The organism is Mycobacterium sp. JS623 (genome assembly GCF_000328565.1).
Classification (GTDB): domain Bacteria; phylum Actinomycetota; class Actinomycetes; order Mycobacteriales; family Mycobacteriaceae; genus Mycobacterium.
Map to the genome: position 1 here is coordinate 3,798,451 of NC_019966.1, position 12,311 is coordinate 3,810,761.

Here is a 12,311-nt window from a genome sequence, read left to right on the forward strand (position 1 = left end):
GCCATCCCTGACTCGTTCGGATAACCCAGAACTGCTTCGACGGGTTGATTCGCGTCGCCGCTAGTACTACAGTCGTAGTGATACGAATTCAACGACCGATGAGATCTCAACGAGGTGAATGGTGATGACAGAATCTGTGGTTCCAGTGCTGGTCGTGGGCGCGGGGCCGACCGGCTTGACGATGGCGAACGAGCTCGCGCGCCATCGCGTGCTGCCGCGGATCATCGATCGCGGGCCCGCGCCTGCGACGACCTCCCGTGCGCTGGTTGTGCAGCCCAGGACATTGGAGATCCTCGACGACATGGGCGTGGTCGACCAGGCATTCGCGGCAGGCACCTCGGCGTCGAGCCTGACTATCACGTTCGCCGAGAAGACCGTTGAGCTGGACTTCGCAGACCAGTTGACCGGGCCACAGAACTACACCGCCTATCCCGAACCGCGGACGCTGTCCCAGCAGGACACCGAGCGCATCCTCACCGAACGACTGAGCCGGCAAGGCGTCGAAATCGACCGCGGACACGCGCTGACCGACCTGACACAGGATGGCGACACCGTGACCGTATCGCTGCGCAGCGAGGAAGGCTCGATCGAAACCCTGCGATGCCGGTGGGTGATCGGATGCGACGGCGCGCACAGCGCAGTCCGCAAGGCGGCGGGCATCCCGTTCTCAGGGTCAACGTACCGCGACGAGTTCATCATGGCCGACGCCGAACTCGACTGGAAGCTGCCACACGGCGGGCTATACGGATTCCCTAGTCCCGCAGGAATTTTTGCGGCATTCTCAATGCCTGGCGAGAACCGTTACCGGATCTTCGGCAACTTCCCTCCCGGACCAGAGGGCCCGAGCGCCGAGTACAGCGAACCGAGTCACGAAGAATTCCAAGCGATGGTCGACGAACGGGTCCCCTTCCCGGCAACCGTCGTCAAGGAGCACTGGGTGACCCGGTACCGGGTGCACAGTCGCACTGTGCCGCGCTACCGCGAGGGGCGGGTGTTTCTTGTCGGCGACGCCGCGCACGTGCACAGCCCCGCCGGTGCACAGGGCATGAACACCGGTATTCAAGACGCATACAACCTCGGCTGGAAGCTCGCACACGTCGAGCGCGGAGTTGCCGACGAGTCTCTGCTGGACAGCTACGAGGCGGAGCGCCACCCGATCGGCGTTCAGTTGCTCAACACCACCGATCGACTCTTCTCCGTCTTCGGCGGGCAGAATCCATTGGCCCGCCTGGCCCGCGGCCGGGTTGCCCCCATATTGGCCAGCCACTTGCTGACCCGATCCTGGGTACGCAGGCGGTTCATCGGCCTGCTCGCCCAATTGCGCCTCCATTATCCGGACAGCGCACTCAATGCGGAGGACGGTTCCGGATGGCGTAACGCGCCTGCGCCCGGCGACCGGGCCCGCGAAGCCGACGTGACCATCGACGGCAAACAGGGCCGTCTTTACCAGGTGTTCCGCGGCACGCATCACACCGTGCTGTTGTTCACCGGACTCGACGACGATGCGCGGCCGGCCGTCGAGCTGTGCCGGATCGCCGAACAACTCGAGCAGGCGTATCCGGGGTTGGTGAAAGCCCGCGTGATCAGCGCCGAACGATTCGCGGATCATCCTGCGGCACTTGGTGATCCGACACGAACGGCACACCGTCAGTACGGGATCACAGCACCGAGCGCATTCGTCGTGCGCCCCGACTCCTACATCGGCTACCGCGGCCGCCCCGTCGACATCGACCGGCTCAGCGCTGACTTGGCTCGGCGCCTTACTAGTCCCGGAGCATCTCCGCGACCAGAAACGCCAGCTCCAATGATTGCTGAGTGTTGAGCCGCGGGTCGCACGCCGTCTCGTAGCGACCCGCCAGGTCGGAGTCGGAAATGTCCTGCGCTCCGCCGAGGCATTCGGTGACGTTCTCGCCGGTGATCTCGACGTGGATGCCGCCGGGATGCGTGCCCAGCGCCCGGTGCACCTCGAAGAAGCCCTGCACCTCGTCGACGATGCGGTCGAAATGGCGGGTCTTGTAGCCCGTCGAGCTTTCGTGGGTGTTGCCGTGCATCGGGTCGCACTGCCAGATCACCTGATGACCGGTGGCCTGCACCTTCTCGATGATCGGCGGCAGCACGTCGCGCACCTTGTTGTTGCCCATCCGCGTCACCAGGGTCAGCCGTCCCGGGATGTTGTGCGGGTCGAGCCGTTCCACGTATTCGACTGCCAGCTCCGGCGACATAGTCGGGCCGAGCTTCACGCCGATCGGATTGGCGATCACCTCTGCGAAGGCCACGTGCGCGCCGTCCAGCTGACGGGTGCGCTCCCCTATCCACACGTAGTGCGCGGACAGGTCGTACAGCCGCGGCTCGGGCTCCTCGACGGGGAAGTCGGTGGACAGCCGCAGCATCGCGCGCTCGTAGTCGAGCACCAAAGCCTCATGGCTGGCGTAGATTTCGGCGGTCTGCAGATTGTGGTCGGCAACGCCGCAGGCGCTCATGAACGTCAGCCCGCGGTCAATCTCGCTGGCGAGTGCCTCGTAGCGCGCACCGGCGGGCGAGGTCCGGACGAACTCTCGGTTCCAGTCGTGCACCTGATGCAGCGACGCGAGGCCCGACGCGGTCAGCGCGCGCACCAGGTTCATCGCCGCGCTGGCGTTCGCGTAGGCCCGCACCAGACGTGATGCGTCGTGATCGCGTGCGGCTGGATCGGGAGCGAAACCGTTGATCATGTCGCCGCGGTAGGACTTCAGGCCGAGCGCATCGATGTCTGAGGACCGCGGTTTGGCGTACTGGCCCGCGATGCGCGCCACCTTGACCACCGGCATGCTCGCGCCGTAGGTAAGCACCACGGCCATCTGCAGCAGAGTGCGGATGTTGGCCCGGATATGCGGTTCGGTGTTGTCGACGAACGTCTCTGCGCAGTCGCCGCCCTGCAGCAGGAACGCCTCACCGCGGGCCACATCGGCCAGCAGAGCCTTCAGCCGCTCGATCTCCGCGGCCACCGTCACGGGCGGAACGCTCTCCAGAACTGTCCGCATCACCTTTGCCGATTCGCCGTCCCAGCTGGGCTGCTGTGCCGCGGGCTTGGCCAGCGCGGCGTCCAGCCGATGCCGCAGTTCATCCGGCAGCGGCGGCAGCGGCGGCAGCTGATCGATGGGTACGTCGACGGTCCAGTTCACCCATTCATGGTAACGGGCGCCGATACCTGCTTATTACCGCTGGGCTGGCACTTCGCCACCGGTCATCAAGCGAAATCGGACCAGATTGTGCTTGGCGTCCACCAATGCGTCGTGCGCGTCACGCGGCCTCGGCGGCATCCGCGGTGATCCTCGGTCCTCCCAGAACTGCCGCAGCTCCCGCGTGAAGCGTGGGATCGCAGGCGGCAGGTCGGTCATGGGCCCCCACAACTGACACAGCACCACATGGTCGTAGGCACCCACCCACGCCCACAGCTCGATCGGCTCGTCGCCGTCGACGCCGAAGAAGTCCTCGAGTTCGGTCCGAATCTGCCTGCGTGAGCGCCACAGCGGCGACGCCGGCGACGGCAGCTTGGGCAGCACGTGCTTGCGCACCCAGCTGCCTGCGGGCTCCGGATCGAATTCCGTTGAGATGGCGTAATATTCGCGGCCGTCCTCGGCGGCCACGCCGATCGAGATCAACTCGATGGTGCGGCCGTTGTCGATGAACTCCGTGTCGTAGAAATACCTCACGCCTACAACACCTGAGCCGTTTCGCGGTTGGTCGTCGGCCGTGGCGCTGCGGCGGCGTGGATTTCGCGGTCGAGCTGCTGATCGACCTCACGGTCGTCAGGAAAGTGCGGTTCGCCGGCGATCACGTGCTGCAGCCACAGCTTGGCCTGCACGACCGGCCGGCGTAACCGGCGCTCTCGCTCCAACGCCCTGTGCATCTTGCGGGGCTTGTCGCCGTAGCGCCAGCGCGCCCACGGCGCGTGTGGCCGCGAGAGCCGAACGGCCCCGAGAAACAACAGCGGCGTGATGAACATCCCGACCAGACCGGTCCACACCTTTCCCTTGAGCAGCACCACCACCGCGAACAGCAGCGTCAGCACAGCCACCGCGATCACCAACGCCCTGGCCTGCAGAGACTGGTCCTCGCGCCAAATCGTGACGTCGAAGAACGACAGTGGATTGAACCCCAGTATCAGCAGGCCGGCCACTGCGACCGCGGCGAACACCGCGTCCACCGACGTGCGGCCGTCCTCAGCCCAGTAGACGTCCTGCAGATGCAAGATCAACGCGAACTCATCGAGCACCAGAGCTGCCCCGATGCCGAAAAAGGTTGCGGCGACCGTGAATTCGGGTACTCCCCCGTCGACCGCCAATGTCACCATCGAGATGCCGGAGACCATGACCAAGACCACGCCGATCACCACGTGGTGGATGTGTATGCCGCCGCCCGCGGAAATGTTGCGCGGCTGCCACCATTTACGGGGCGCATCGCTGCCCGCGTGGCTTCGGATGTACCGCACGATCGTGCGGGTCACGAAGAACGTGAGGATGAACGCGACGAGGCAGAACACCAGCGGCAGCCGCCCGTGCGGGATCGAGAGATTGAGGTCGAACGTCGCGTGCACGCAGAAAACTTACGCCGACGTGCGCGTGTCAGGGTCGGGATACCGCCCGACTCGCCGGTGGGCACCGATACGCTGGTCTGCGACATGAGTACTTGGCGGTCGCCCGGCGGGGCTGGTTTGTGGCCAACACTCGCCTGGCGGCTGTTCCAGCTGCTTACCGTGGCGGCGTTGGTGTGGGCGGGCTGGCGGGTGCTTGGCCACATCCCGTACCGCATCGACATCGAGGTCTACCGGATGGGCGGACGGGCCTGGCTCGACCACCGGCCGCTGTATGCCGACGGTGCGATGTTTCACACCCTCATCGGCCTTGACCTGCCCTTCACCTACCCGCCGCTGGCCGCCGTCGCGTTCGCACCGTTCGCGTGGCTGTCGCTCAACGTCGCCAGCGTCGCGATCACTGTGACCACGCTGGTGCTGCTGATCGCATCGATGGTGATCGTGCTGACCGGGCTGCAGGTTTGGCCGCAGACCTCGATCACCTCGGAGCCTGCCTGGCTGCGGCGCTGTTGGCTGGCGGGCGCGATCGTGGCGCCCGCGATGATCTACCTGGAACCCATCCGGTCGAACTTCGACTTCGGCCAGATCAACGTCGTGCTGATGACCCTCGTCATCGCCGACTGCGTGCCGCGCAAGACACCGTGGCCGCGCGGAATGCTGCTGGGCATCGCGATCGCGCTCAAGCTCACCCCCGCGGTGTTCCTGCTCTACTTCCTGCTGCGCCGCGACACCCGCGCGCTGCTGGTGACCGCGGCGTCAGCGGTGGTGGCCACCCTCGCCGGGTTCACGCTGGCATGGCGCGACTCCTGGCAGTACTGGACCGAAACCGTGCGCAACACCGATCGCATCGGCACGGTGACGCTGAACACCAACCAGAACATCGCAGGCGCGCTGGCCCGAATGGGCCTCGGAGAGGGCGAGCGATTCGTCGTGTGGACGCTGGCCTGCTTTGCGGTGCTGGGCCTGACGGTGTGGGCTGCGCGACGGGTGCTGCGCGCAGGCGAACCCGTGCTGGCCCTCGTCTGTGTCGCGATGTTCGGGCTGGTGGTGTCGCCGGTGTCGTGGTCGCACCACTGGGTGTGGGTGCTGCCGACGGTGGTTGTCTCGACGGTCGTCGCCTATCGGCGTCGGCACCTGGCGCTGGGACTGATCACACTGGCGGGCGTCGCGCTGATGGTGTGGACGCCGATTCCGCTGATGCCCAAGCACCACGAAACCTCGGCGTCGCTGTTGCGCCAGCTGGCCGGTGGTTCCTACTTGTGGTGGGCGATCGCGGTGATCGCGGTGGCAGGCACGGTGTCCGCGCGCTCAGCCGATCGGTCCGTCAGCCCGCAGCTGCTTCCGGCATCCGCGCCGGCGGCTTGATAGCCGCCTCACCTTTTCCCTCTTTGACGTCGGCGGCGTAGAGGTCGACGTACTCCTGGCCCGACAGCCGCATCAGCTCGTACATCACCTCGTCGATCACCGCGCGCTCGATGAACCGATTGCCTGCCAGCCCCTCGAAGCGGCTGAAGTCCATCGGCTTGCCGAACTTGACCTCCACGCGACCGAAGCGCCACATCTTGCTGCCCGGCGGGTTGACGACGTTGGTTCCGATCATCGCGACGGGAATCACCGGAACACCGGACTCCAGCGCCAGCCGCGCGAGGCCGGTCTTGCCCTTGTACAGCCGCCCGTCGGGCGAACGGGTGCCCTCGGGGTACATGCCAAGCAACTTGCCTTCGCTCAGGATCCGCTGGGCAGTGTCCAGTGCGCTCTGCGCGCTGTCGGCGTCGGTGCGGTCGATCGGCACCTGCCCGGCGACGGTGTAGAACCACCGCTGGAACCAGCCCTTGACGCCGGTGCCCGTGAAGTATTCGGCCTTGGCAAGGAAGGTGATTCGCCGGGTCACCACGAGAGGCAGATAAAAGCTGTCGGCGACGGCCAGGTGATTACTGGCCAAGATCATCGGACCGGAGTGCGGAACATGCTCCAGCCCTTCGACTTTCGGACGTCCGAGCAGCGACAGCAAAGGGCCCATGAAGATGTACTTGAAAAGCCAGTACCACATGGGCCCTCCCCATAACGGAGCACCGGACGGTGCTTTGCGACAACTTTACCTACGCGGTGTGGATGCGACCACACGCGGAGCGCTTACTCTTCCACCGTGACAGGGATGTGCTGATAGCGTCCCGGGCCGCTCGGCGAGGGTTCACCACCACTCGGACCGCCCGGTGGGGGCGGGCTGTCCGGCGGTGGTTCACCAGGCCCGGTCGCGCCCGGCGCCCCGGTCGCTCCGTTTTCCAGGAGTGCGCGGACGACCGTCAGCAGCGCGACGCTGTGCTCGGCGATGACGTCCAGCAGCGGATGCTGCTCACCGGCCACCAGAGCCGCGAGCGCACACACCGGGCACCACACCTGCTGGCACTTGCCGGGACCATCGCCGGTGCCTGCCGCGCGCGCGGCCGCCAGTCGCACCGCAGGGTCGAGCTTGTCGAGGATGGCCTGGGCCAGCTGCCGTAGTTCGGGAGCCAGATCAGAATGTCGCCGCCCCGCGCCTGCGGCGTCGGCGTGGCCATCGGTCATGCTGGCCACACCTCCGGATTCGGTCGAAATCGCACGGTCAGTTCACTGCCCTTTAGCTGCGCATCCATCACCACGCACCGCCGCAGGACAGATGCCAGCCGAACCCGGCGCCGCATACCGCCTGCGCCGATGATCAAGTCGTCGTCGACCCGTCCCAACGTCAATGCGGCGGAATCGACCTGCGGCAACTCTAGCCGCAACCGGTACACCGATTCGAGTCCAGTTCCGGATTCCCGGTCGACGATCGGCCGCAGCGGACCCGGCGGTGGCGATCCGTCGCGCCGCCGCGCGCTGTCGAGCAATTCGCCGAGCGCCTTGGGGCCGATCGGCTCCCCCGCGAGGTGGGGAACGAGCACGAGCTTCACATCACCGATGGTGGTGTCCAGCTCGTCGAGCACCACCCGTTGCTCGGAGATGCGCTCCGAGTACCAATCGAAGGCAGGATGCTCGGGCAAATTCCGGTACTCGAACGAATCATCTTGAATCAGAATCTGATTGACGATCAGCTCGTCGACCCGCACGCCCATCAGGGCAAGCGAGCCCAGCGTGCGGACTGCTTCCGCCGCGACCACCCGCTCAGCCGTCATCACCAGGTATGCGCTGACGCGTTCGCCGTCGGTGAGCAATGACCCAAGCTGCTCGGTGCCGGCATGGATGCGCTCGACGAGTTCGATGATCGCCGCGGCGCGGGCATCGTCGGCACCGGTGGACAGTCGTCTGTGCCGCGGCCAGGCGCGCTCCAGGTACAGCCCGAAGGTCGCGGGCAACGTCAGCATCCGTAGCGCATCAGCGGTGGACGCACAGTCGACCACCACGTGGTCCCAGTCTCCCGACGCGGCGAGTTCGCCGACCTCGTGAAGGCCGAGCACCTCCTGGATGCCCGGCAACGCCGAAAGTTCTTCTGGGGCAATGTCTCCCACATCCGACTCGGGAAAACGGCCGGACAGCAGGCCTGCGATCTGGCGCCACCGCGTCTCCAGCAGCGCGAGCGTGTCCAGGGCAAGCGCATCGAGGAAGCCGCCACCGACGTCGGCGTCGTCGGCCAGCACCCGGGTGGGCTCACGAAGACCGGTCGGAGTGACGGTGGTGCCGAGCACGTCGCCGATCGAATGCGCCTGATCGGTCGAAACGATCAGCACCCGCTGCCCGGCGCGCGCGTCGCGCACCGCGGTGGCGGTGGCCAATGTTGACTTACCTACCCCGCCCTTGCCGACGAAGAGACTGATCCGGGCGTTAGTCGGGGCACGCGAACTCACATCGGGTCGGGGTGGTGGGAGATCACTCAGCCTCTACTCGTTTCTTGAGGTCCTTCAATGCGGTATCCGTCAGCCTGCGCTCGGCCTTGCGCTTGAGTAGCCCGATCATCGGGATGATCAGATCGACCGAGAGTTCGTAGGTGACATCGGTGCCAGAACCCTTGGGCGACAGCCGATATGCGCCGTCCAACGACTTCAGCAACGAGCTGGACACCAGGCTCCACTTCACTGATCCGCGGTCGGCGGGCCAGTCGTAGGCCAGCACCATGGTGTCCTTGAGGACGGTGGCGTCCAACACCAGGCGAGCGGTCTTGGGATAACCCTCGGCGTCGGCCTCGAGTACCTCGGTCTCCTTGTACTCGGCGACCCAGTCCGGGTAGGAGCCGATGTCGGCGATGACGTCCATCACCGTTGAAGGATCGGCATCGATGTAGATGGTCTGCGCCGTCTTGTCCGCCACGATAAAAACTTACCTCCCCCTGCGTGGTTCGGCCGAAGTATCAGGCCAGGCGCGAGACGCCCACCGGGCGTGTCGCCTCGAGTGTCCGCTTCACCTCGAACGCCATGTTCTTACCCGCCACCCGGCGGCGATGATTCATCCTCGCCAGGTTCATCTTGGCCAGCTGCCACGCCGCCACCCCCGCGGGTTCAGCGTGCAGGAAATAGTGCAGCACCACCCCGTCCAGAACGGGCTCCAGCCAGATCTCCATGGTCCCGGTCAGCGCGCCGGCCACCGTCCAGCGGTGCCCCGCCGCTCCGCGGTCCTCGACGACTGTCAGCAGCAGGTCGGGCCACCACCGGCGCCAGCTCGCGGGGTCGCCGATGGCCCGGCCCACCTCGGCGGGATCGGCCGCAACGAACGTCTCGTCCGCGATCTGGATGCTGTTCATGGCATACAAGCTTCACATACGCATCGACCACCGCCGAGGGTGGCCGACTAGGCTGTGGACGGCAAAGTCGCTAGTAATCCCCCGAGAGGTCTAGATCGTGCGCGAATTCAGTGTGCCCGCCACGTTCACCGTCGGTGAGCACGACAGCATCGTCAGCTCCGTGTTCAGCCACGAACGCGACGATCCGGACCACGTGATCTTCCAGCGCCTGGTCGATGGTGCATGGACCGACGTCACGTGCAAGGAGGCGGCCAACCAGATCCGTTCGGCCGCACTGGGTTTGATCGCTGAGGGCGTAAGGGCCGGCGACCGGGTGGCGGTATTTTCCGCGACCCGCTACGAGTGGCCGATCCTGGACCTCGCGATTTTGGCCGTTGGCGCTCTCACGGTGCCGATCTACGAGACCAGCTCGGCCGAACAGGTGCGATTCGTACTCCAGGATTCCGCCGCTGTGCTGATCTTCGCCGAGACCGATGCGCACGCCGACAAGATCGAGCACCTCGAGAAAGAGCTGCCCAGCCTGCGCAAGGTGTACCGGATCGACGGTTCGGGCACGCCTGCGCTGGAGGCGCTGACCGAGGCCGGCAAGTCCGTCGACCCGAAAGAACTGGACGACCGGCTGGCGGGCATCTCGTCGGCCGCGCCTGCGACGCTGATCTACACCTCGGGCACCACCGGCAGGCCCAAGGGCTGCCAGCTCACCCATTCCAATCTGATGTACGAAATCCGCGGCGCCAAGGACTGCTTCCCCGCCCTGCTGGACAAGGGCGAGCGGATGCTGGTGTTCCTGCCGCTGGCGCACGTGCTGGCGCGTGCGATCACGTTGGCGTGCTTCGCCAATAAGGTGACGCTCGGGTTCACCAGTGACATCAAGAATTTGGTGCCGACGTTCGGGGTGTTCAAACCGACGCTGGTGGTTTCGGTGCCGCGGGTGTTCGAGAAGGTCTACAACACCGCCGAGCAGAACGCGCGCAACGACGGCAAGGGTGCGATCTTCGAGCGCGCGGTCAACACCGCCATCGAGTACAGCCAGGCTCAGGACTCGGGCGGTGCCGGTCTGCTGTTGCGCGCCAAACATGCGCTGTTCGACCGGTTGGTGTACGGCAAGCTGCGTGCCGCGCTCGGCGGCAACTGCCGCGGCGCGATCTCGGGCGGGGCTCCGCTGGGCGCACGGCTCGGCCACTTCTACCGCGGCGTCGGCCTGACCATCTACGAGGGCTACGGGCTCACCGAGACCAGCGCGGCGATCACCGTGAACCGGATCGACGACGTGAAGGTCGGCTCGGTCGGAAAGCTGGTGCCCGGCAACAGCATGCGGCTAGCCGACGACGATGAACTACTCGTCAAGGGCGGCGTGGTGTTCAGCGGCTACTGGCACAACGAGGAAGAGACCGAGGCCGTCTTCTCCGACGGCTGGTTCCACACCGGCGATCTCGGCGCGATCGACGACGACGGCTTCCTGACCATCGTCGGTCGCAAGAAGGAGATCATCGTCACCGCGGGTGGCAAGAACGTCGCGCCCGCGCTGTTGGAGGATAGGCTGCGCGCGCACCCGCTGATCAGTCAGGCGATGTGCGTCGGCGATGCGCAACCGTTCATCGCCGCGCTGATCACCATCGACCCCGAGGCCTTCCCCGGCTGGAAGCAGCGCCACGGCAAGGACGCAGGAGCCACAGTCGGCGATCTGGCTACCGATCCCGATCTGATGGCCGAAATCGAGCTGGCCATCAAGGAGGCCAACCAGGCGGTGTCCAAGGCGGAGGCGATCCGCAAGTTCCGCATCCTGCCAGTCGATTTCACCGAGGACACCGGTGAGCTGACGCCGACGCTGAAGGTCAAGCGCAATGTGGTCGCCGAGAAGTTCGCCAGCGACATCGACGCGTTGTACAGCTAAAGCAACTCGGCAAGGCGCTGCGCCTTGCCACTCCACTGCCAGTTGTCGACGACCCAGCGCCGGCCCGCTTCGCCCATCCGCGCGGCGCGGTCGGGGTCGGCGAGCAGATCGCTGACCGACGCTGCGATCGCTCCGACGTCCCAGCCGTCGACCACCACTCCCGTTTCGCCGTCGACGACTGTCTCGGGTGCACCGCCGGATCGGCCTGCGACAACCGGCACACCCGTCGACGATGCTTCCAGAAAGACGATGCCGAGGCCCTCGACGTCCAGGCCAGCACCGCGGGTGCGGCATGGCATCGCAAAGACGTCGGCAAGCGCGTGGTGCGCAGGCAGTTCGTCGCCGGGCACCCCCTCGGTGAACACGACGTGCTCGGCCACGCCGAAGCTGTGTGCCAGCCGCCGCAGCGAGGTCAGGTACGGGCCGCCGCCGACGATCACGAGCGCGGCGCCCGGCACGCGCTGGCGGATCGCGGGCATCGCCCGGATCAACATGTCCTGGCCCTTGCGAGGCACCAGTCGTGACAGACACACCACCACCGGCCGCTCCCCCAGTCGATAGCGGGCGCGCAGCTCCGCTCGAGCTACCTCGTCAGGCGCGAACCGGTCGGTGTCCACGCCCGGCGGAAGGTGCTCGAGCGCGGCCTTCGCACCGAATGCCGACGCAAACCGGCCGCGGGTGTACTGGCTGACGTAGGTGACCACGTCGGTTCCAGTTCCGATGCGCCGCAACGCAGTTCGGGCCACCGGCAGCATCGACCAGCCGACCTCGTGGCCGTGGGTGCTGGCGATGACGCGGCCTGCACCCGCGTCGCGGGCCAACGGCGCCATCAGCGCCAGCGGCGCGGCGGCACCGAACCACACGGTCTCGGCGTCGTGCCGCTTGATCAGCTCGCGCATCCGGCCGGCCACCGATGGCGCGGGCAGCATCAGCGTGCCGGGGTGGCGGGTGATCTCGTAGGCGGCGTCACGATCGAACTCGTCGGCACCCTTCCACTTGGGCGCATAGACCGTCAGCGTGTGCGTCCCCGCCGCAACCACGTGGTCGACCAGTTCTTGTAGGTACGACTGGATGCCGCCGCGGCGTGGCGGAAAGTCATTGGTAACCAGCAGAACCCGGCTCATTGCCAGACA

The 12,311-nt window shown here is 66.2% G+C and carries 12 protein-coding genes; 3 read left to right on the plus strand and 9 right to left on the minus strand.

Features of this window, described 5'->3' with window-relative positions; all coding sequences use genetic code 11:
• Positions 1–124 precede the first annotated feature (124 nt).
• On the plus strand, positions 125–1,822 hold the full coding sequence (locus MYCSM_RS18650; RefSeq protein WP_015307718.1) for an FAD-dependent monooxygenase: 1,698 nt from the start codon (positions 125–127) through the stop codon (positions 1,820–1,822).
• On the opposite strand, the gene MYCSM_RS18655 is transcribed toward MYCSM_RS18650, so the two are convergent.
• Genes MYCSM_RS18655 through MYCSM_RS18665 form a run of 3 tightly spaced genes read right to left on the minus strand, consistent with a single transcriptional unit; the run spans position 1,764 to position 4,576 of the window.
• Positions 1,764–3,161: a class II 3-deoxy-7-phosphoheptulonate synthase gene (locus MYCSM_RS18655; protein ID WP_015307719.1), complete on the minus strand. Its 1,398-nt coding sequence runs from the start codon at positions 3,159–3,161 to the stop codon at positions 1,764–1,766. The two genes, MYCSM_RS18650 and MYCSM_RS18655, sit on opposite strands and share 59 nt — an antisense overlap.
• A gap of 33 nt (positions 3,162–3,194) precedes the next feature.
• Positions 3,195–3,692: a polyadenylate-specific 3'-exoribonuclease AS gene (locus tag MYCSM_RS18660; RefSeq protein ID WP_015307720.1), complete on the minus strand. Its 498-nt coding sequence runs from the start codon at positions 3,690–3,692 to the stop codon at positions 3,195–3,197.
• 2 nt (positions 3,693–3,694) lie between these two features.
• Positions 3,695–4,576: a hypothetical protein gene (locus MYCSM_RS18665; protein WP_015307721.1), complete on the minus strand. Its 882-nt coding sequence runs from the start codon at positions 4,574–4,576 to the stop codon at positions 3,695–3,697.
• Positions 4,577–4,660: 84 nt separating this feature from the next.
• On the opposite strand from MYCSM_RS18665, the gene MYCSM_RS18670 reads away from it, so the two are divergent.
• Complete coding sequence (locus MYCSM_RS18670; RefSeq protein ID WP_041314378.1) at positions 4,661–5,938, plus strand: glycosyltransferase 87 family protein; 1,278 nt, start codon at positions 4,661–4,663, stop codon at positions 5,936–5,938.
• Here MYCSM_RS18670 and MYCSM_RS18675 read toward each other — a convergent pair.
• From MYCSM_RS18675 to MYCSM_RS18695, 5 genes are all read right to left on the minus strand, one after another.
• Positions 5,898–6,623, minus strand: a complete 726-nt coding sequence (locus tag MYCSM_RS18675; RefSeq protein WP_015307723.1) for a lysophospholipid acyltransferase family protein — start codon at positions 6,621–6,623, stop codon at positions 5,898–5,900. The genes MYCSM_RS18670 and MYCSM_RS18675 overlap by 41 nt on opposite strands.
• Positions 6,624–6,706: 83 nt before the next feature.
• Positions 6,707–7,138, minus strand: coding sequence for a hypothetical protein (locus MYCSM_RS18680; protein ID WP_015307724.1), 432 nt, complete (start codon positions 7,136–7,138; stop codon positions 6,707–6,709).
• The gene (locus MYCSM_RS18685) at positions 7,135–8,394 is read right to left on the minus strand and encodes an ArsA family ATPase (RefSeq protein WP_015307725.1); all 1,260 of its coding nucleotides are present in this window, start codon (positions 8,392–8,394) and stop codon (positions 7,135–7,137) included. The genes MYCSM_RS18680 and MYCSM_RS18685 overlap by 4 nt, the downstream gene beginning before the upstream one ends.
• Positions 8,395–8,416: 22 nt before the next feature.
• A complete protein-coding gene (locus MYCSM_RS18690; protein WP_015307726.1) occupies positions 8,417–8,854 on the minus strand; it encodes an SRPBCC family protein in 438 nt (145 codons plus the stop codon).
• A gap of 40 nt (positions 8,855–8,894) precedes the next feature.
• Positions 8,895–9,284 carry a polyketide cyclase / dehydrase and lipid transport gene (locus MYCSM_RS18695; protein WP_015307727.1) on the minus strand — a complete coding sequence of 130 codons (390 nt, stop codon included), beginning with the start codon at positions 9,282–9,284 and terminating at the stop codon, positions 8,895–8,897.
• 97 nt (positions 9,285–9,381) lie between these two features.
• Between MYCSM_RS18695 and MYCSM_RS18700 the strand changes: the two genes are divergently transcribed.
• Positions 9,382–11,178 (plus strand): AMP-dependent synthetase/ligase, encoded by a 1,797-nt coding sequence (locus MYCSM_RS18700; RefSeq protein WP_015307728.1) that lies wholly within the window; start codon positions 9,382–9,384, stop codon positions 11,176–11,178.
• On the opposite strand, the gene MYCSM_RS18705 is transcribed toward MYCSM_RS18700, so the two are convergent.
• Entirely contained in the window at positions 11,175–12,302 is a 1,128-nt protein-coding gene (locus MYCSM_RS18705) for a glycosyltransferase family 4 protein (RefSeq protein ID WP_015307729.1), read from the minus strand. The genes MYCSM_RS18700 and MYCSM_RS18705 overlap by 4 nt on opposite strands.
• Between the last annotated feature and the right edge of the window lie 9 nt (positions 12,303–12,311).